Annotated in this window: 15 protein-coding genes, 1 tRNA gene and 2 pseudogenes; 17 read left to right on the top strand and 1 reads right to left on the bottom strand. The window is 43.7% G+C overall.

Annotated features, from left to right (window positions below; genetic code table 11):
• Nucleotides 1-18: 18 nt before the first annotated feature.
• From G625_RS21115 to G625_RS0106515, 17 genes and pseudogenes are all read left to right on the top strand, one after another.
• Complete coding sequence (locus tag G625_RS21115) at nt 19-468, top strand: DUF6465 family protein (protein ID WP_029200487.1); 450 nt, start codon at nt 19-21, stop codon at nt 466-468.
• A gap of 73 nt (nt 469-541) precedes the next feature.
• Nucleotides 542-1,933 carry an RsmF rRNA methyltransferase first C-terminal domain-containing protein gene (locus G625_RS0106590; protein WP_049895772.1) on the top strand — a complete coding sequence of 464 codons (1,392 nt, stop codon included), beginning with the start codon at nt 542-544 and terminating at the stop codon, nt 1,931-1,933.
• 98 nt (nt 1,934-2,031) lie between these two features.
• Nucleotides 2,032-3,390 (top strand): carboxyl transferase domain-containing protein, encoded by a 1,359-nt coding sequence (locus G625_RS0106585; protein ID WP_029200485.1) that lies wholly within the window; start codon nt 2,032-2,034, stop codon nt 3,388-3,390.
• Nucleotides 3,345-4,109: pseudogene (locus tag G625_RS23475) on the top strand (OadG family protein); the annotation flags it as partial. The gene G625_RS0106585 and the pseudogene G625_RS23475, both read left to right, overlap by 46 nt.
• Nucleotides 4,110-4,217: 108 nt before the next feature.
• Nucleotides 4,218-4,553 carry an acetyl-CoA carboxylase biotin carboxyl carrier protein subunit gene (locus tag G625_RS23470; RefSeq protein ID WP_044931908.1) on the top strand — a complete coding sequence of 112 codons (336 nt, stop codon included), beginning with the start codon at nt 4,218-4,220 and terminating at the stop codon, nt 4,551-4,553.
• 38 nt (nt 4,554-4,591) lie between these two features.
• Nucleotides 4,592-4,963 carry a biotin/lipoyl-containing protein gene (locus tag G625_RS0106575; protein ID WP_029200483.1) on the top strand — a complete coding sequence of 124 codons (372 nt, stop codon included), beginning with the start codon at nt 4,592-4,594 and terminating at the stop codon, nt 4,961-4,963.
• Nucleotides 4,964-5,020: 57 nt separating this feature from the next.
• A complete protein-coding gene (locus tag G625_RS0106570) occupies nt 5,021-6,169 on the top strand; it encodes a sodium ion-translocating decarboxylase subunit beta (protein ID WP_029200482.1) in 1,149 nt (382 codons plus the stop codon).
• Nucleotides 6,170-6,183: 14 nt separating this feature from the next.
• Nucleotides 6,184-7,587, top strand: a complete 1,404-nt coding sequence (locus G625_RS0106565) for an oxaloacetate decarboxylase subunit alpha (RefSeq protein WP_029200481.1) — start codon at nt 6,184-6,186, stop codon at nt 7,585-7,587.
• Between the two features lie 261 nt (nt 7,588-7,848).
• The gene (locus G625_RS18710) at nt 7,849-10,074 is read left to right on the top strand and encodes an SH3 domain-containing protein (protein ID WP_049895771.1); all 2,226 of its coding nucleotides are present in this window, start codon (nt 7,849-7,851) and stop codon (nt 10,072-10,074) included.
• Between the two features lie 39 nt (nt 10,075-10,113).
• On the top strand, nt 10,114-11,748 hold the full coding sequence (locus tag G625_RS18705) for a cadherin-like beta sandwich domain-containing protein (protein WP_049895770.1): 1,635 nt from the start codon (nt 10,114-10,116) through the stop codon (nt 11,746-11,748).
• A gap of 134 nt (nt 11,749-11,882) precedes the next feature.
• Entirely contained in the window at nt 11,883-14,468 is a 2,586-nt protein-coding gene (locus G625_RS18700) for an ATP-dependent Clp protease ATP-binding subunit (protein WP_044931890.1), read from the top strand.
• A 120-nt stretch (nt 14,469-14,588) separates the two neighbouring features.
• A complete protein-coding gene (gene radA / locus G625_RS0106545; protein ID WP_029200480.1) occupies nt 14,589-15,977 on the top strand; it encodes a DNA repair protein RadA in 1,389 nt (462 codons plus the stop codon).
• A 210-nt stretch (nt 15,978-16,187) separates the two neighbouring features.
• A tRNA-Trp gene (locus tag G625_RS0106540) sits at nt 16,188-16,258 on the top strand.
• Nucleotides 16,259-16,456: 198 nt separating this feature from the next.
• A complete protein-coding gene (locus tag G625_RS23625) occupies nt 16,457-16,642 on the top strand; it encodes a S24 family peptidase (RefSeq protein WP_029200479.1) in 186 nt (61 codons plus the stop codon).
• 432 nt (nt 16,643-17,074) lie between these two features.
• Entirely contained in the window at nt 17,075-19,864 is a 2,790-nt protein-coding gene (locus tag G625_RS0106530) for a DNA methyltransferase (protein WP_029200478.1), read from the top strand.
• The gene (locus G625_RS21110; protein ID WP_049895769.1) at nt 19,861-20,547 is read left to right on the top strand and encodes a restriction endonuclease; all 687 of its coding nucleotides are present in this window, start codon (nt 19,861-19,863) and stop codon (nt 20,545-20,547) included. Before G625_RS0106530 ends, G625_RS21110 begins: the two co-directional genes overlap by 4 nt.
• Before the next feature lie 381 nt (nt 20,548-20,928).
• On the top strand, nt 20,929-21,318 hold the full coding sequence (locus tag G625_RS0106515) for a hypothetical protein (protein WP_029200477.1): 390 nt from the start codon (nt 20,929-20,931) through the stop codon (nt 21,316-21,318).
• Nucleotides 21,319-21,544: 226 nt separating this feature from the next.
• Here G625_RS0106515 and G625_RS22720 read toward each other — a convergent pair.
• A pseudogene (locus G625_RS22720) lies at nt 21,545-21,761 on the bottom strand (IS110 family transposase); the annotation flags it as partial.

The raw sequence follows: 21,761 nt of genomic DNA, 5'->3' as shown, positions 1-21,761 counted from the left end.
AAACGGGGAGATAAAGGTATGGAGAATAATTCAAAGGCGACAGCCACAAAGGATGAGGCACTCAAGGAATCCTTCGCTGAGATCAAGAAGGCTGCTGCAACAGTAAAGGAAACAGCAAAGAAACCTGCTGCAAAAACCGAAACCGCAAAGGCTGCAGAAAAGAAGGAAGCTGCAGAGAAGCCTGAGGCTAAAAAAATCGAAACCAAGGCTGAGACCAAGGTTACTGCAAAGAAGCCTGCAGAAAAGAAGCCTGCTGATGCAGCAAAAGCCGAGGTATCAACATATATCACATTACAGATCAATGGCAGAGATTATGAGCCTTCCAAGCTCCAGGACGATGCCATCGCTGCTGCCAAGGCCATCAAGACTGACGTACAGTCTGTAGATGTGTATGTTAATGTTGCAGAATCTGCCGCATATTACACAATTGACGGCGTAGGAAGTTCTGATTACAGAATCGACCTTTAATTATTGTTTGTTTTATCAGCATGAAACGGTGCACTCAGGGTGTACCGTTTTTTCTATATATAATGGGGTGCATATGATTACATTACCACAGGATTATTTAAACAGAATGAAGCAGTTGCTTCCTGAAACTGACCAGTATGAGGCTTTCATCCGAAGCTACGATGCTCCTCCGGTCCGGGGACTTCGTCTAAACCTGAAAAAGCTCATAGCCAATGAGAGCTCCTGTTCATCAACCAGGATCACTTATGATAGTCTTGTGGAGGAATGGAAGCTGGAACCCCTGAAAGACGCCAGTTACATCATCCACAAAGGAAAAAAATATTACCGTGAATTCTATATGAACGAGGAATATCTTCTTCAAAAAGGTATCCGTCCGGGAAAGCATCCTTATCATGAAGCCGGCTTATATTACATTCAGGGCACAGAAGCCATGCAGGCAGTAGCACATCTCGATATCCGCCCCTTCGACAGAGTCGCCGATCTTTGTGCAAGTCCCGGCGGGAAATCAACCCAGGCAGCGGATATGCTTTCACCCGAACACGGGGGATTTCTTTTATCAAATGATTATGTAGCCTTAAGGGCCAGAACTCTGAGTTCAAACATTGAGCGAATGGGCATAACAAATGCGGCTGTAACAAACGAAGACACAGGAAAGCTTGCCGGTCATTTCCCGGAATATTTCACCAGGATCATCGTTGATGCTCCATGTTCAGGAGAGGGCATGTTCAGAAAAGATGAAACTGCAGTAAATGAATGGTCTCCGGAAAATGTCAGGCTTTGTGCCGAGCGTCAGAAGGATATTGTTTCCAATGCTTACAGGATGCTCTCTGCCGGAGGGAAGATATGTTATTCAACCTGTACCTTTGAAAAAGAAGAGGATGAGGATATCAGAGATTTCATCCTTAAAGAGCATGAAGATATGGAGCTTATTTTCGAAAAACGCGTATGGCCCCACCTTGAAAAAGGAGAAGGGCACTACATTGCCGTTTTCAGAAAAGCAGGAAAAGACCCTTTTGAAAGCGCTGCAGCATCGGATGATGCATCTGCCTTTATTCCGGGCAGCAGCATCTCCGCTATGAACTATAAGGAAGTAAAGCTGAAAGACCAGATCTATCTGATCCCACCCTTTACGCCTAATCTGAAAGGACTTAAAACATTCCGAACCGGAATCCTTAAAGCCTCAGACCTCGGGAAACGCATTGAGCCCGAGCATGCCCTGACTCACGCCATCAATCTTAACGATCCCGAAGAATTGAATAACTATGAATTATCTGTCTCAGACTACAGCTCAGATGCACCCGAAACAGAACAGTACCTGAAGGGACTTCAGATTCCGGCTCCGGAGGGAGTTTCAGGGAAGGGATGGGTTATAGTAACCTGTGACGGCATAGCTCTCGGCCTCGGAAAGCTCGTCAATAATCAAATAAAAAACCACTATCCGAAAGGGCTGAGGTTTATAACTTAAAATCATGTTGAATATTGCATATCTATAGATTACAATATATGAGACATAAACCGGGGTGTATTATGCCCTTTGTTTATATATGAAATGGAGGATAAAACATGGATAATCAGTCAACATCATCAGCTCTGACAAGAATTCAGTCACTGCTCGATGAGTTCAGCTTCGTTGAAGTCGGCCGTCTTGTTGAAGCAAGATCAACAGATTTCAACCTTGCTGAAAAGAAAGCACCTTCCGATGGTGTTGTAACCGGCTACGGAACAATTGACGGTAACCTTGTGTATGTTTATGCACAGGACTCCGCAGTTCTCGGTGGTTCAATCGGAGAGATGCATGCCAGAAAGATTGCCAACATTTACTCAATGGCGATGAAAAATCAGGCTCCTGTAATCGCTCTTGTAGATTGCTCAGGTGTCAGACTTGAAGAGGCTAATGACTCTTTGTTTGGTCTCGGACGCATTTATAAGAAGCAGACACTTGCAAGTGGTCAGATTCCTCAGATCACGGCAATTTTCGGAAATTGCGGCGGCGGACTTACAGTTCTCGCAGGTCTTTCCGATTATGTCCTTATGGAGAGCACAAAGGCCAAGGCTTTTGTAAATGCTCCTGATGCCGTTATCGGCAACAAGGACGATGAGATTGCCAAAGCAGCAAAGCGCGAGGAATTCGGACTTGTTGATTTTGATGGTACAGAAGATGAAGTATTTGCTCAGATTCGCAAATTAGTGGCTGTATTACCCGGTAATAATACAGATGGCGGAGTTCTCGATGAGAGCACAGACGATCTTAACCGTGCTGTTCTTTCATTCGATACACTTGACGCTGATGAGGCGGTTAAGCAGCTTGCAGATAACGGTATCTTCCTTGAGACAAAGAAGGGATACTCAAAGGATGTTGTAACAGGTTTCGCTCAGATTGGCGGAGAGACTGTTGCAATCGTTGCAAACAAGAGCCAGAAGCTTACCTGGAAGGGTGCCGATAAGGCAGCAAGACTTGTTTCTTTTGCCAATGCTTTCGACCTTCCTGTTATTTCTGTAGTTGACGTAACAGGCTACTGCAACTGTGAGTGCACAGAAAAGCATATGCCTACAGCAGCTGCAAAGCTTGCTTATGCATACAGCAACGCTGATGTACCTGTTATCACAGTTGTTAAGAACGCACTTGGTACAGCAGGTCTTACGTTCGGTGCCAAGGCTCTCGGCGCAGACATCGTTTATGCATTCAATAACTCAAAAATCGGTGTTATGGATGCAGACCAGGCTGCAAAGGTTGTTGCAGACGGTGACGCAGAACTTGCAAAGAAGTTTGCAGAAGAGAATACTGCACTTGCTGCAGCTAAGAGAGGATATGTAGACGAGATCATCGAGCCTCAGGAGACAAGGCAGAGAATCGCAGCTTCTCTTCAGATGCTCGGATGGAAGAGCGTTTACAGACCAAACAAGAAAAACGGAACAGTTTAATGAGAGGAGACAGAATGAAACAGTGGTTTAGAAAAGCTGCCCTCTGTTTAGCTCTTGTACTTTCCGTTATCACACTTGCCGCCTGCGGAAGTTCAAACAACAAGACAGTTGAGTCCATTGACCCGACTATCAAGTCAGCACTTGAGCAGCAGGCAATGCAGTATGCAGAGCAGAGTATCTATAAGCTTTCTGCAGAAGATATTCAGAAACAGATCGATACTGCATTTAAGACAAAGGATGCCATCACATACAACGGTCTTACAAACTATATAAACAGCATTGATCGTCTTGGTTCCTTTGTAAGTGTGGATAGTGCCGAAGCTTCAAAAACAGAAGAAGGCTATCGAATCGAAATAGATTCAACATTTCAAAAGAGAGTCCTTAAACTCACCCTTGGCATCAATGAGATGACAGGTGCCACAACAGAAATGACCTTTGAGCCGGTTTATTCAATGTCAGAGCTCATGGGTGATGCCGCTGGCAACCTCGTTGTTGGTATGGGAACAGTATTTGCAGTTCTCATCTTTATTGCATGGATCATCTCTCTTTTCAAGTACATCGGTGTATTTGAGAAGAAGATGAAGGAGAGCAAAGAGGCCAAGAATAAAGCAGCAGCTCCTGCACCTGCAGCGGCTCCCGCTCCTAAGGCAGCTCCCGCTCCTGCACCGGCTCCCGCTGCAAGCGATGATACAATTCAGGCAGTTATTGCAGCAGCTATCGCAGCATATGAGGCTGATACAGAAGGTTCAGTTTCAGACAACAATGGTTTCGTACCGGGTCCTACACTTAACAACAACTTACGTGTACGTCCGTTAAGAAACCGCAGCATGGTTTCAGCTCCGGCAGAAACAGCTCCCGCTTCTTCACCTGTAGTAACATCAGTTGCCCCCGCAGCTCCTTTAGCGGCTCCCGCTCCTAAGGCTGCTCCCGCAGCTGCAGGCTCCCAGGGTTCAATAAAGGTGGAAGCCCCTATGCCTGGTAAGATTCTTGCAGTTAAGAAGAATGCCGGCGAGACTGTTAAGTCCGGTGAGGCTATCCTTATTCTCGAGGCCATGAAGATGGAAAACGAGATCGTTGCTCCTCAGGATGGTACAATTGCTTCCATCAACGTTTCTGTCGGTGATGCAGTAGAATCAGGCGCAACTCTTGCAACTTTAGATTAACACGGGCGATTGCCCTTATTTATTGAGAGGTATTTAAAATGAAGAAATATACTATTACAGTAAACGGCGTCGCTTATGACGTAACAGTAGAAGAGGGCGGAAACGGTGCTGCTCCCAAGGCTGCCGCTGCACCCGCTCCCGCAGCAGCTCCGGCACCTGCAGCCGCTCCTGCTCCTGCAGCTTCAGGCGCTCAGGGTTCAGTGAAGGTTGAGGCTCCTATGCCCGGTAAGATCCTTGCTGTTAAGAAGAATGCCGGCGAGGCTGTTAAGTCCGGCGAGGCAATCCTTGTTCTTGAGGCCATGAAGATGGAGAACGAGATCGTTGCTCCTCAGGATGGTACAATTGCTTCCATCAACGTTTCTGTTGGTGATGCAGTAGAATCAGGTGCAACTCTTGCAACTCTTAACTAATTTACGGTTGATTTGCTTTTTTTGATTTGATTCGCTGTACTGGAGGATAAATAAAATATGAACGTATTACAAACATTTTCAAACCTGCTCCAGCAGACAGCTTTCGTAAGCATGACTTGGGGAAACATCCTGATGATCTTCGTCGCTTTCGTTTTCCTGTATCTTGCCATTGCCAAAGGATTTGAACCGCTTCTTCTGGTTCCTATCGCTTTCGGTATGCTGCTTGTTAATATTTATCCGGACATCATGATGGCTCCGGAAAATTCCATTAACGGAACAGGTGGACTTCTTTGGTACTTCTTCCATCTTGATGAGTGGGCAATCCTTCCTTCACTTATCTTCATGGGTGTAGGTGCCCAGACAGACTTCTCACCACTGATAGCAAACCCGATAACCTTCCTTCTCGGTGCTGCCGCTCAGTTTGGTATTTACTCAGCTTATTTCATGGCTATTTTCATGGGATTCAATGGTGCTGCTGCCGCAGCCATCTCCATCATCGGTGGAGCCGACGGACCTACATCCATTTTCCTTTGCAATAAGCTCGGACAGACATCACTTTTGGGACCTATTGCAGTAGCAGCTTACTCCTACATGTCACTGGTTCCCATCATCCAGCCTCCTATCATGAAGGCCCTTACAACAGAAGAGGAGAGAAAGGTAAAGATGCCTACACTCCGTCCTGTATCAAAGCTCGAGAGAATACTTTTCCCGATCGTTGTTACAGTAGTAGTTTGTCTCCTTCTTCCTACTACAGCACCCCTTGTTGGTATGCTTATGCTCGGTAACCTTTTCAAAGAGTGCGGTGTTGTTAAACAGCTTACAGAGACAGCTTCAAATGCTATGATGTACATCGTTGTCATCATGCTCGGAACTTCTGTAGGTGGTGCAACATCAGCCGAGGCTTTCCTTAATGTTGATACCTTAAAGATCGTAGCTCTCGGTCTTATCGCATTCGCATTTGGTACAGCCGCAGGCGTTATTATCGGAAAGCTTATGTATGTTCTTTCCGGAAAGAAGATCAACCCTCTGATCGGTTCTGCCGGTGTTTCAGCCGTTCCTATGGCTGCCAGAGTTTCACAGAAGGTTGCCTCCGAAACTGATCCTACAAACTTCCTGCTCATGCAGGCTATGGGTCCTAACGTAGCCGGAGTTATCGGTACTGCCGTTGCAGCCGGTACATTTATGGCCGTTTACGGTGTTAAGTAAATAGAGGAGATAAAATGGCTAAAGTAAAAATCACAGAGACTGTACTGCGTGATGCGCATCAGTCATTAATCGCAACTCGTATGCCGAGTTCAGAAATGGAACCGATCCTTGATAAGATGGATCAGGTTGGTTATAACGCTGTAGAGTGCTGGGGCGGTGCTACATTTGACTCATGTCTCCGTTTCCTCAAGGAAGATCCCTGGGAGAGACTCAGAATGATCAAGAGCCATATGAAGAACACAAAGCTTCAGATGCTTTTCAGAGGTCAGAATATCCTTGGCTACAATCACTATGCCGATGATGTTGTTGATAACTTCGTAGAGAGATCCATCGCAAACGGTATCGATGTTATCCGTATCTTCGACTGTCTCAACGATATCCGTAACCTTGAGACAGCTGTTAAGGCAACGAAGAGAGAGGGCGGACATGCCCAGATCGCTCTTTGCTATACTCTCGGTGATGCATATACTCTTGATTACTGGGAGAAGCTTGCCAACGACGTTGAGAGTCTCGGCGCAGATTCCCTTTGCATCAAGGATATGGCAGGACTCCTTCTTCCTCAGGCAGGTTATGACCTTGTTAAGGCTCTTAAGAGAGGAACCAAGCTTCCTATCGAGATCCACACACACTACACATCAGGTATGGCATCAATGACTTACCTTAAGTGTGTTGAGGCAGGTGCTGACATCATCGATACAGCATCTACACCTTTTGCTCTCGGTACATCACAGCCTTCAACAGACGTTATGGTTAAGGCATTTGAAGGAACAGAGTATGATACAGGTCTTGATGTTAACAAGCTCATCGATGTATCCAACTACTTCGAGCCATATCGTGAGGAGTGCCTGAAGTCAGGTCTTCTTTCAACAAAGGTTCTCGGTGTTAATGTTAACACCCTTAGATATCAGGTTCCGGGCGGTATGCTCAGTAACCTTATTTCACAGCTTCACCAGGCAGGCAAGGACGATAAGCTTACAGAGGTTCTTGAGGAAGTTCCAAGAGTTCGTAAGGACTTTGGTGAGCCGCCTCTCGTTACACCTTCTTCACAGATCGTTGGAACCCAGGCTGTTATGAACGTTCTCATGGGCGAGAGATATAAGATGGTTCCCAAGGAGTCACATAAGCTTGTAGCCGGAGAGTTCGGACGTACAGTTAAGCCTATGGATCCTGAGGTTGTTGCCAAGATACTTAAGGGCGAAGCTCAGATGACAGACCGTCCTGCAGATCATATCGAACCTCAGATGGAGAAGTATACCGAAGAAACAAAGCAGTATGTTGAGAATCCTACCAAGGAAGATGTTCTTTCATACGCACTGTTCCCGGCTGTTGCCAAGGATTTCTTCGAGTATAGAAATGCTCAGCGTACAGGTGTGGCTGCAACAGCAGCTGACAAAGCCAATAAGGCGTATCCAGTTTAATAGAGACTGATTTATCCTTTTTAAAGGCGGTGTCGGATTTCCGGCACCGCCTTTAAGCTTTTTTATGTTCCCGATTTCAGGTAAGTTTCCGCTCATTAACCTTATTCCCAAATACAATATCACATGAGTTATAAGAACCTGCTCCCATTCATTACAAAACCTTGTCGGTTATCTGAATAATTTGGATTTCCGTTGCGATTCCAGGAGCTAACTTTTATGATTTAAATGAGTCAATTTTTGCAAATTGGGGAGTCAGATTTAATGAAAAAAATCAAAGTGAAAAAGACATTAAGAAAAGCCACTGCGCTTTTATCCATATTGGGACTGTTTGTATCCGTGCCTGAAGCACTGATAAAAGACGGTTCCATGATATCTCATGCAGAACAGCTGGCAGTAATAAGAGGCACCAACGTCAATGTTCGTTCCTCTGCCGGAACAGATGGAGCAGTAGTTACCTCCCTCGGGAACAACACTCAGGTTTCCGTTATCGGACAAACTACCGGAAGTGACGGGAATACCTGGTGTCAAATTTCCTTTTCAGGTGGCACAGGATATGTTCGTTCAGATTTTGTTCAGGCACAGGTATCCTATACCAATGACGGAAATTTCGAAGCTGCTCTGTCACAGCAGGGTTTCCCCGAATCCTACAAACCGGGGCTTCGACAGCTACATACACAGTACCCAAATTGGGTTTTTAAAACTATGAATACCGGGCTTGACTGGTCTGCAGCCGTACAGGCAGAACTTCAGGGAACTTCAAGCCTTATCGATAAAGGTTCAAAATCCTCGTGGAAATCTACAGAACCCGGAAAATTTGACTGGACCACCTCCAGCTGGCCCGGATTCGATGGTGCCACCTGGGTAGCCGCATCAAAAGAAATTGTCGAGTATTACATGGATCCGAGAAACTTCTTTGATGATTCCTATATATTCCAGTTCACGGCCCATGAGTTTGATCCTTCTGTTCAGACTCTGGACAGATTAAAGTCCATGGTTAAGGGCACCTTCCTGGAAGGAAGTGTCACCATAGATTCATCAAGCCCTCTTTATCAGCAAGCTCTTCAGTCAATGGGCTATACCGGTATGACGGGGACCGCAAATCCCGTTTCCGGAGCTTCAGATGGAGCATCTCCGGTTACGAAAGAAGTGGGTTCCGTTCTTGATCTTGTTAATTCGGGACTCAGCGCAGACGAAGTATTGATCGGATACGAAGCACCGGGAAATACGACCGAAACAAAAGCGGCAGACACCGGATCAGCAGTTTCCGAATCAACGGCAGCTTCAAATTCCTCAGAGTCCTCGGACGGAACTGTCATAAACATTACAGACGGAGGGGCTGTTACATCATCAGCGGACAGCGCTTCCGACAGCACCACCGTCACAGATGGAATCTCAGTCTATGCAGCACCCGGCGGTGCCGTTACAGCTGAAGTAGCTGCCAATCCTGCAGGAACCGGAAACATTACTGGTGCTTACACAGGTCAGGTTACGGTAACATACTCAGATATCATTATGGAAGCTGCCGAGCAGGCTCATATAAGTCCTTATGTTCTTGCATCCATGATCATACAGGAGCAGGGCAGTAAGGGAACCAGCGGATCCATCTCCGGAGCGAGCGGCTACTATAACTATTTCAACGTCGGTGCCTATGCAACTGGCGGCATGACCGCAGTAGAGAGAGGGCTCTGGTACGCATCCCAGTCCGGAAGCTATAATCGCCCCTGGAATACTCCCGAAAGAGCGATAATCGGCGGTGCCATGTTCTATGCAGGCAACTATCTGAACGCAGGACAGAACACACTGTACCTTAAGAGATTCAATGTTCAGGGCTCCAACATTTACAAACACCAGTACATGACAAACACGCAAGGCGCAGCGGAAGAAGGAAAGAATCTCAGCAAGGCTTATAATGAAACAATGCGTCAGGATGCGATAACATTTTACATTCCGGTATATACCAATATGCCTGAAACCGCATGCCCTATGCCCACAAAGGACGGAAATCCAAACAACAAACTGGCTTCCCTTTCAGTGGACGGTTTCACTCTGACTCCCGGATTCAATATGGATACTGCTTCATATACACTTATTGTTGATCCTTCAGTCACAGCGGTTAATGTTTCCGCCGCAGCAATTCATTCAGGCGCAACAATCTCCGGAACCGGGCAGATAATACTGGATCAGGCCTCCACCATGGTTAATGTTCTGGTAACAGCAGAAAACGGAGACCAGCGTAACTACCAGATAACCATTAACAAGTCCGCAGGCGGTCAGATGGGTGCATATCAGACATATATGCCGCAGGATCCATATTCAAACGTTCAGGTAGCGGGAAATGCCGATCCTACACTTGGCAGCACAACCGGTCCCATAACTGTTGATGTTTCCTCTGTATATGGAAATACTTCAGTTCAGGCTGTAGTCTCAGAAACTGCAGTCAACAGCTCATCCACTAATATGGTTGAAGTTGGCGTCGGTCCGATGTAAAATGATAAAATTAAGTATGAAAATAACAAAGAGGTATTCATGAGACATTTTAAATATTTTCTGACAACAGCTGCCATATCAGTATTTTTGTCAATGCAGGCATTGGCTGCCACAGCATCCATATCATTTTCAGACCCCACCGTCACAGTAGGTTCCGAAGTCAATGTCACCATGAAGGTTTCAAGCTCTGACGGAGCATTGTCACGTTCTGACATCACCCTTGGCTACGATTCAAGTCTTCTTGAATTCATCAGCGGAACAGACGCAGAGGGCGGAGCAGGAACCATTCGCGTCAATGGTGCCACCAATGGTGCTGAAACCGGAACCCTTGAGTACAACCTTAAATTCAATACTCTGGCATCAGGAAATGCGAAGATAAGCATTTCAAACTTTGAAGTTTATGACACAGATGAGTCCATAGCCGAGATAACCCATCAGGGTTCCTCAAATGTTACCATTTCATCTGCGGCCGCTGCTTCCAACAATGCCATACTCGGTTCCCTTGTGGTATCCCCGGGAACCCTGACACCTGAGTTTGCAAATAACGTAACCGAATATTCCGTAATTGTCGGTACAAGTGTAGATACCCTTGCCATCAATGCTGTCACTGCCGATTCCGGCGCAACAGTAGCCGTTACCGGAAACGAACAGCTTAATATGGGTGAGAACAATGTTGCCATCACAGTAACTGCTGCGGACGGAACCACCCAGGCAACATACAACATTAAGGTAACCAAACAGGAAGGCGGTCCAACCGCAGGCGATGCCTCACAGGCCGGTGTTCCTACAGAAACCGTAAATGAAGGTGTAAAACTCAGCTCCAAGGAAAAGACCATTACCATCATGAACCCGGGTTCAGATGTTGTGGTACCTGAGGGCTTTGCAGAGAGTACCATTGATATAGACGGTCATCAGGTTAAGGGCTGGGTATGGAAGCATGACTCAGACCACCAGTATTGCATCGTTTACGGTATGAATGATGCCGGTGAGCTGAACTTCTACAGATACGATCTTCAGGAGAAGACACTACAGAGATATTTTGAGGATCCTGTCGCTGAAGACATTAAGACAAGCGCTGAAAAGTATCCGGAAGTAGTTGAGAGATATGACAAGCTTGTAGGTCAGTATAACAGCATGTTCATACTTGCATGTGTACTCGGCGGAATAGTCATTATCCTTCTGATCTTTATGATCGTTGTGCTCACACAGAGAAGGCACATGCCGCAGAATGGTGCACTTCGCAGTCTGAAGGATCAGAAAGATTCCGGGACTGCATCATCCGATGACTCAGTACCTTCAGATGAGACTATTGCCTTTAACAGATTCAGTCGTTCTGCCGATTCCGTTTCGTCTGAAGATTCATTGGATCCGGAGCTTGAGATGACAAGGATCATAACAAAGGATGAACAGGCAGACTATAATAAGGCAGAGAGTCCGTCCCAGGTTGCAGCAAACTCCGGACTTGATCTTGAAGACCTTGATGAAGAAGATGACACACCGGCAGAAAGTAAAAGCTCTGTCCCAAATGAGGATATGGGAGCAACAAGAGCCTTTGACTTCAATAAGGAATGGAAGAAATCCAACCTGAAGAATCCAAAGACTGCTTCAGCCGATGCTTCTGAAGCAAATGAAACATCTTCCTCTGACAGCGGACTTGATATCGAGGATCTATAAAAAGTAATAAGAAGCAGACGTCACCTAAATGGCGTCTGTTTTTTTTTTGCAAAAATTTCCCGCAACAAAATCTACAGCAAGTTGATTAACTCCTACAAATGTTCTAGAATATTCTTTATGAAAGGTGGTAAAACATGAATCAATTTACTATTCAGGCTCAGCGTTCCTTACAGCTTGCCATAGAGGCGGCAGAGGAACTCAGGCACAATTACATAGGCACAGAACATATCCTCCTGGGACTGAGACGTGAAGGCACTTCTGTGGCCTCCAAGGTTCTCCAGCAAAACGGCATCAACGAAGACAGAATCCGCGAAATGATCTCCAAATTCATATCACCGGACAGCAATGTTGCCGTTACTGACAGGGCAGGTTATACACCTTCAGCCAAGAAGATAATGGAGAATTCCATGCAGGAGGCCATGCGTGCAGGCTCAAGGCTTGTCGGAACAGAACATATACTTGTTGCGCTCCTTAAGGATACAGGCTGTGTTGCCTCCAGGATCATTGCCACACTGGGAGGCAATGCCCAGCGTATCTATCAGCAGCTTATGGCTGTCATCAATCAGGATCCGGCAACCGATGAACGGGCACCACGTCAGTCACAGCAGCCCAAGCGTTCCGACACTCCAACCCTGGACCAGTATTCCAGAGACCTTACCGATATGGCAGCTAACGGAAAGCTGGATCCGGTTATCGGAAGAAGCTCTGAGATCATGAGAGTCATCCAGATACTGTCAAGGAGAACCAAAAACAATCCTTGTCTTATAGGAGAACCCGGAGTCGGAAAAACCGCAGTTGTTGAAGGGCTGGCCCAGAGGATCTATTCGGGAGATGTTCCCGAAACCATTCAGAACAAACGACTTGTCACCCTAGATATTTCAGGCATGGTGGCAGGTTCCAAATACAGAGGCGAATTTGAAGAACGTATAAAGCGTGTTATTGCCGAAGCAAGAAATGACGGTAATGTTCTTTTGTTTATCGATGAGATACATACCATCATAGGCGCAGGCGGTGCAGAAGGAGCATTGGATGCCGCCAATATACTTAAACCGGCTCTGGCCCGTGGAGAGCTCCAGATCATCGGTGCAACAACGCTCGATGAATACCGTAAGCATATCGAGAAGGATGCTGCTCTTGAACGTCGTTTCCAGCCGGTAACGGTGGATGAGCCTTCAGAGGATGAGACCTATGATATCCTTAAGGGAATAGCTCCAAAGTACGAGGAACACCATCACGTGGTCATAGATGATGAGGCATTAAAAGCCGCTGTGTCTTTGTCCGAACGTTATATCAATGACAGATATCTTCCAGACAAGGCCATCGACCTTGTTGACGAAGCCGCTTCAAAGATACGTATAACCGCTTCCGGAGAACCTCAGGCTATCAAAAAGCTCCGTATGCAGATAGACGAGCTGGAGAATGACAAGGAACAGTGCATCCGGAAAGAGGATTTCGAAGGCGCTTCCGAGATAAAGAAAAAGCAGGAGCAGAAAAAGCTTAAGCTTGATAAAGAAATAGAAAAATGGCAGAAGTCCAAGGAAGATAATGTTCTTCACGTTACGGAAACCGACATTGCCAATGTTGTCTCCGAGTGGACAAAGATTCCTGTTCAGAAGCTTACAGAGGGCGAAACAGAGAAGCTTATGCGTCTTGAGGACACTCTTCACAAGAGGGTTGTGGGACAGACAGAGGCTGTTTCCGCTGTTGCAAAAGCGATCAAAAGGGGCCGCGTAGGTCTTAAGGATCCAAAGCGTCCTATCGGTTCCTTCATGTTCCTGGGACCTACAGGTGTAGGTAAGACAGAGCTTTCAAAGGCATTGGCAGAAGCCATGTTCGGTTCCGAGAATAACCTGATCAGGGTTGACATGTCCGAATACATGGAAAAGTACAGCGTCTCAAAGATGATCGGTTCACCTCCGGGATATGTGGGCTATGACGAAGGCGGCCAGCTCAGTGAAAAGGTGAGACGCAATCCGTATTCTGTCATCCTTTTCGATGAGATCGAGAAGGCTCATCCGGACGTTCTTAACATCCTTCTCCAGGTACTGGATGACGGTCATATAACCGATGCTCAGGGACGAAAGGTTTCCTTCAAGAATACCATCATTATCATGACTTCCAATGCAGGAGCCGAGCAGATAGTGAGTCCCAAGCGTCTCGGATTCGATACCGGTGACGGATCTCAGGAAAAGGATTACCAGTTTATGCAGAGCCGTGTAATGGACGAGGTTCACCGTCTCTTTAAGCCGGAATTCCTTAACAGAATTGACGAGGTCATCGTTTTCCACCAGATCACAAAGGAAAACATGAAGGATATCCTGTCCATCATGATGAGAGACGTCATCAACCGTGCAAGCTCGCAGATGAACATCAAGATCAGCCTTGATACAAAGTCCAAGGAATGGCTCATCGAAAAGGGCTTCAACCCTAAATTCGGTGCAAGACCTTTGAGAAGGACTATACAGACAGAACTTGAGGACAAGCTGGCGGAAGAGATCCTGGATGGAAACATTCCTGAAAACTCCACTGTAAAGATAACCGTGGACAAGGAAGGAAAGGCTCTCAGATTCGGAGGTCAGAGCAAAGCGGCAGAACCTGTTAAAAAGGCGGCAGTGAAGAAACCTGCTGCCAGGGAAAAAACTTCTGCCAGAAAAACCGCTATCAGAAAACCGAGAGCAAAAGCCACCGATACAACTCCGGAGGCTAAAGCAAAAGACTAAAACTGCACGACACTTATATCAGGTAATAAATCCAGTGACACGGGGACGGTTTTCATGTCATCCATCGATGACTCCGGAAACCATCCCCGTGTCATATATAGTTTTTAATAAAGGAAGATCATGGCAAAAGCAACATCTAAATATTTTTGCAAAAAATGCGGATACGAATCCGCCAAGTGGCTGGGGCAGTGTCCCGGCTGTCGCGCCTGGAATTCTTTTGTCGAAGAACCGATAGTTCCTTTAGGATTTTCGAAATCCACAGGTAAATCATCGGGAGGTATACGACCTATCAGACAAAAACCGGTTAGGATAGACGAAATCTCCCTGCAAAAGGAAGACAGAATCTCCACAGGTTTTCGCGAGCTTGACAGAGTTCTGGGCGGAGGAATAGTTGTGGGATCTCTGGTTCTTTTAGGAGGTGACCCGGGAATCGGAAAATCCACCCTGCTCCTTGAAGTTTCCAGAAATCTGTCTGCGGAATCAAAGAAAAAAGCGCTCTACATTTCCGGTGAGGAAAGTCTCAAACAGATAAAGATGAGAGCCGAGAGGATAGTAGATATAAGCGGTGATCTCAAATTCATGACAGAGACCAACATTGAAAATATAGTAGCCACAGTTCAGGAGGAACAGCCGGACTTCGTGGTCATCGATTCCATCCAGACCATGTATACAGAAACAGTAACCGCAGCTCCCGGATCAGTCAGCCAGGTTCGGGAATCATCGGCTCAGCTCCTAAGGCTTGCCAAGGAAAACGGCATCGCCATCTTTATAGTCGGTCACGTGACCAAGGATGGTAATGTTGCCGGTCCCAAAATTCTTGAGCACATGGTGGATGTGGTTCTCTATTTTGAAGGTGAGAGCAGCGGCAGCCTCCGCATCATGCACGGACAGAAAAACCGATTCGGTTCCACCAATGAGATCGCTGTCTTCGAAATGGAAGGCTCCGGTCTTCATGAGGTTCTGAATCCTTCAGAGCTGCTTCTTTCCGGACGTCCCATAGGAGCTTCAGGATCTGTAGTTTCCTGCGGCATGGAGGGCACCAGACCTCTTCTTATAGAGATTCAGGGGCTCGTTGTTCAGACTGCATTTAACCTGCCTAGAAGAACCACCAACGGTTTTGACTATAATCGTCTCAACATGCTGATCGCCATCATTGAAAGACGCCTGAATCTCGAGATCGGGAAGTATGACGCTTACTTAAATATCACGGGAGGATTGCATATCGCAGAGCCTTCCATGGATCTCGCCATCATCATGTCCCTGATCTCATCTTACATGAATATCGAGATAAGCGATGACATCATGATCTTTGGGGAAGTTGGTCTCTCAGGGGAAGTACGTGCGGTTTCCAATGCAGAGCAGCGAGTGGAGGAAGCCGTTAGACTCGGTTTCAACAAGGTTGTGCTTCCGGCATATCATGCCAAAAAGCTGAATGATCGAAACCTGAAGGATGTGCAGCTTATTCCGGTGCGAAACATTCGCGAAGCACTGCAGATAATGAAAAAATAAAAAGTACTGGTAACAGTTCCGCCGGTGAAGATGAATTGCTGTGAAATGGCACAGAAAATGCAAGGGACGCGTGACGGACCACCCACCCTTGCATTTTCTTACCTTTTTTCAGTTCAGCCGGTGGCGCTATCAGTGAAATTTCAAAAAAGTGCTTGACGTAGGAGAAAATAATCGGTATATTATACAAGTCGCTTGAAGAGAACGGCACTCAGGGGTTTCATCCAATGGTAAGATATCGGTCTCCAAAACCGCTCATGGGGGTTCGAATCCCTCAACCCCTGCTCAATAGAAGGGCAGAAAATAAAGGATTTCCGAGGAATCGGAAGTCCTTTTTTTGTTGTGCAAGAAAACGAAACACGATAAAAAGAGCTCCATTTGGTCTCCAATTTGGTCTCCAAAAAAAGGTTATGAAAGTCTCATCTTTACTGACTTTGTACTTTTGATTGAACATTTTTTCAAAGGAGCAAATAGGACTTGAAATGGTTCCTGAATATGCATATAAAGATAAAAATATGGTCGCTATAAGGATTAATGATGACACATTATCTCCAGAAATACGAAGAGGAGATAATGTTATAGTTTGGTTGAATGAACCGCCTACAAATGGTGACTTTGTTTTAACTATCACTCAAAGAAGTGATGATTTACGGTGCTATAGGATGTAGATAAATGGTAATTCAATAATTCTATATGGGAATCTTTCTGTTAAACCGCTTGAATATTCTCCCGAAATAACGATTTTAGGTAAGGTTGTACGCATCCAAAAAGATTTATGAGTTTAGGGAAATCACAAAGTTCTCTTTACAGCAGCACATTTGGCTTTTATGCAACCCTTTTTAACGGACACCTCTTTATGTATTGTATAGTCAGAAACATATCTGAGATACATACATGAGAGGTGTTTTTTTGATGCGTAGATTCATATATTGGTTGCGAAGAGGTTGGAGAATCCGGGAGAAGAGATGTGGACAGTGCTGCCTGACTTGTAGGTTCTATGAGGAATGTAGTGGGAATTGTTGAAATGATTAATTCGGAATTACAAATTCCGTGATAAAATATTTTTATTCGTAAAAATATTTAAAGGGAGCACACAGAAAATGACTGACTCAGAGAGAAGAGAAGCGGCACGACAGTTTTCTCAAAAATGGGCAAATAAAGGGCGAGAAGATGAGGACGACAGGTCTTTTTGGATAGATTTTCTTCAAGACGTAATAGGGTTAGACCATGTAACAGATAGAATCGAATTTCAAAAGAAAGTTCTTAATAATAAAGGTACATTATCTAATAGAATTGACGCATATATTCCTGAAACAAGAGTTCTGATCGAACAAAAGACTTTAGGTATAGACTTATCTAAACCACAGCAGGGACATGGTGGCAAAACTCCGTATGAGCAAGCCAAAGATTATGATAACGCTTTGCCAGTAAGTGAGAAGTCAAAGTGGATCATCGTCTCTAACTTTGCAGAAATTTGGATTTACGATATGGATGCAAGGGTTCCGGAACCTGTAAAGGTCATGTTATCGGAACTTCCTAACAAGTACAGTCTCTTTGAGTTTCTAGCTGACAAAAAGCAACAGAAGATTACTCAAGAGATGGAAGTCTCTGTAAAAGCGGGAGAATTTGTTGGTCTTATCTATGATGCTTTATTAAAGCAGTATAGAGACCCTAGTTCGGAGGCCTCTTTAAAGAGTCTTAATATGCTTTGTGTAAGGATTGTATTTTGTTTATATGCGGAAGACGCTCATATTTTTGGTGACAGTGGACATATGTTTCATGATTATATGGAGCAGTTCTCTACTAAGGATATGAGAAAAGCTCTGATAGAACTCTTTAAGGTTCTTGATACACCGGAAGATGAAAGAGATCCGTATGATGAAAGCGATTTATCGAAGTTCCCTTATGTGAACGGCGGTTTGTTTGCTGATGAAAAAATTGAGATCCCCAACTTTACAGATGAGATTAGGACTATTCTTCTGGCCAAGGCTAGTGAGGGATTTGATTGGTCACAGATAAGCCCTACGATTTTTGGTGCCGTCTTCGAATCGACATTGAATCCTGAAACAAGACGATCAGGTGGGATGCACTATACTTCTATCGAGAACATACATAAGGTTATCGATCCGTTGTTCCTGGATGATTTGAAAAAAGAACTTAATGAGATAAAGAACAGTCAAGTATTCAGAACAAGGAAGAATAAACTGAAAGCATTTCAAGATAAATTAGCAAGTCTTACATGGCTCGATCCAGCGTGTGGTTCTGGTAACTTCTTGACAGAAACATATATTTCTATTCGTAGATTAGAGAATGAAGTTTTGAAAGCCCTTAACCAAGAGCAGATAGGTATGTGGTTCGCTGACGATGAAGAAAGTTCCAGCCCTATTAAAGTTTCTATTTCTCAGTTCTATGGTATCGAGATAAACGACTTTGCTGTTACCGTAGCTAAGACAGCTCTTTGGATCGCAGAATCTCAGATGATGAAAGAAACAGAAGACATCCTTCTCATGCATCTTGATTTCCTACCGTTGAAGACCAATGCTTACATCCATGAAGGTAATGCACTTAGAGTTGATTGGAATGATATAGTTTCTAAAGAAAAGCTGAACTATATTATGGGTAATCCTCCATTTGTAGGCGCAAAATATCAAACGCCAAATCAACACAAAGATATGATTGATTTAAAATCAGGCATAAAAGACATAAGATTATTGGATTATGTAGGAGGTTGGTATATTAAGGCAGCACAGTTTTGCAAAAATAATTTTATTCAGTGTGCGTTCGTATCAACAAATTCAATAACTCAAGGTGGAGAGCCGGCAATATTGTGGAATTATTTAATGAAACAATTTAATACACGCATTAATTTTGCCTATAGTACTTTTATATGGGATAGTGAAGCAAATGAAAAAGCATCTGTTCATTGCGTAATAATTGGGTTTAGTAATATTGATATAAAAAGGAAAAAATATATTTATTCAGGGGAAGCTAAAGATAGGAAAGAGGCTCAAAACATTAGCCCATATATAATTGATGCTCCGTCAATTTTAGTTAGTAAGAGAAGTGCTCCTTTAAGTGACGTTCCCAAAATGATTGCCGGAAATAAAGCGGTTAAATGTCTTGCGCTTATACTTAATGAAGAAGAAAAAGATAAGTTGATAAACAAAGAGCCAGACGCTGCCAAATATATTAAGAGAATGATTGGCTCAGAAGAATTTATTAATAATATTCCAAGATATTGTTTATGGTTAGTTGGGTGTAGTCCTAAAGAATTAAAAACGATGCCTGAAGTTATGAAAAGAGTTGAACAAGTCCGTAAAGATAGATTGAGCAGCACAGATAAACAAGCACAAAAACTTGCGGAAACACCATGGTTATTTCGTGATTTAAATAATCCTGACACAGCAATTGTAGTACCCCTTGTATCTTCACATAGGCGAAGATATATTCCAATTGGATATATTGATAATAGAACGGTTGCAAATAATAAAGTGAGTATTATTCCTAATGGAACGTTATATGAATTTGGAATTCTGACATCTAATGTTCATAATTCTTGGATGCGAGTAGTTGCCATGAGAATGAAATCAGATTATAGCTATTCATTGGCAATCGTATACAATAATTTTCCATGGCCTTCGCCTACGCTAGAGCAGAAGACTAAGATAGAAAAGACAGCACAGGGAATACTGGATGCCAGAGCTTTATATCCAGATAGTAGCTTAGCTGACTTATATGATCCGCTCACAATGCCACCAGAGTTACAAAAAGCTCACGCAGCTAATGATAGAGCTGTTATGCAAGCTTATGACTTTGATATAAAGACTACCTCAGAAGCAGATTGTGTAGCTAAGTTGATGCAGATGTATCAGGAGTTAGTAGAGAAATGAAGAAAATAATCTTTGGTATACTTGGGTTTTGTGCCTATATGGGGTTGTGTTTACGTGAGTTAGACCTAACAAAAAAAGTAATTTTTGGTGATGTTCATATTCCGGCAGGATGGCAACTGGTATTAGCTTTTGTTATTGGCATTGGTCAGCTCTTAGTTTTAAGCAAGATACTAGAGCCTTATGTGTCTTCGGGTGAGAACCAACAGACTGATAAACCTCAAGAAGAAAGTAAAGTATCTAATTCAGAACAGCAAGATAATATTGTAAACAAAGAGAAGCAACCTGAAAAGGTAATTACAGTGGAAGGCATACTTACAAATGTCGATGCAATGGAAGGCATTCAGTTTGAACATTACTGCGGTGACTTATTAAAAGCTAATGGGTTTAGTAATATCAAATATACAGAAGTAACAGGAGATCAAGGTGTTGATATTACAGCGGAGAAGGACAATATCAAATACGCTATACAGTGTAAAAGATATTCCTCAGATGTAGGAAATCAAGCTGTACAAGAAGTATTTGCTGGTAAAACTATGTACGGTTGTGATATAGGTATTATAATGACAAACGGACATTTTACATCTGGTGCAAAAGCATTAGCTAAAGCAACACATGTCGCTTTATGGGATAGGGAAATATTGTCTAATATGATTAAAGAAGTTCTTCAAAATAATAACTTATAAAAGAAATAAATAATGGATATATTTCATATTATACTGACTGCATAAGTATAATATGTTGGATCATGGAAAATTTCGTAAATACAATTAAAATTTCAAGGAGTATTTTTGAATTATGGGAAAAGTAGATTGGGGTTATCTCGAACCGAGCAAAAGGTCATGTAATAATTGTGAATTTAATTTTGGCGATGTTTGCGCTGGTCATGGAGATAGAATAGATAATGGTGAAGACACATAGTATGTCGATTACTGAAGTAAAAAACATGTTTCCTAATGGTTGCACTGACTGGGGAATATCATTTGAGGCTTTTAACGAAATTTATGAAAAAGAAAGACGTAAACAAAGGTAAAGTTAATTTAAAATGATTACATGTAAAGTATCACATGGCAACAGAAGAGAAGACAGTAGTAGAAACCCAAGAGACACCGGTTGTTAAGCCGACTGGAAGAAAGAGAGGTCCGAAACCCAAAACAACCGCTGCGAAGAAACCGACTTCAAGACGTGGAATGAAGAAGGTAGAGAAAATGGATAAGGCTCCTGTAGCAAAGACTCCGGTAAAGGCAGCATCAAAATATACTTTTACTCGCACAGTATTTGAGTATCAGAAGATACAGTACACTGAAGAGATTGCTCAGAAGAAAGTTCTTGAATACATGGAGAAGCACCCCTATATCAAGGCCGAGAAAATCGAAACGTTCATCAATTTTGACGAGCACAAAATTTTCTTTACTGTAGACGGATATTCAAATCCTGATTTTACACTGGATTTATAATATTTGAGGACGGATTTTACCGTCCTCTTTTATATATCCAAAACTATTGTATATTTTTCAATCTGATGTTAGACTAGGGAAAAGTATCAAATGGATTGTTCAGAGTCCAGCTAAGAAATGTCAAGGAGTAAATTGAAAATATTAGAAATTAGCCATCACCTGCATTTTTGGGTAACTTTAATAAAGCTAATTCATTTATAGCACATTGAAAATGACAAATTAGATGTCAGGCAACTTTTGTAGTGCGATTGAGCCGATTAAACTGCTTTCTGTGTTCTTCAGGGGTGATCATCTCATAGGGCTTGTTATCACGAAGCATAGCAAAAATGATATTGCATATTTTGTGCATTACAGCACCTATTGCAACGTTCTTCTTTTTGGACTTGCATTTTAAGGTGTAGTACTCATGAATAACCGGATTTACAGGATTTTTTGATCCCTTA

Origin of the sequence: Oribacterium sp. NK2B42 (assembly GCF_000424445.1) — a bacterium.
Taxonomy (GTDB): domain Bacteria; phylum Bacillota; class Clostridia; order Lachnospirales; family Lachnospiraceae; genus Oribacterium.
Note: the sequence above shows the minus strand (reverse complement) of the source record. Positions and strands in the feature narration are given on the sequence as shown.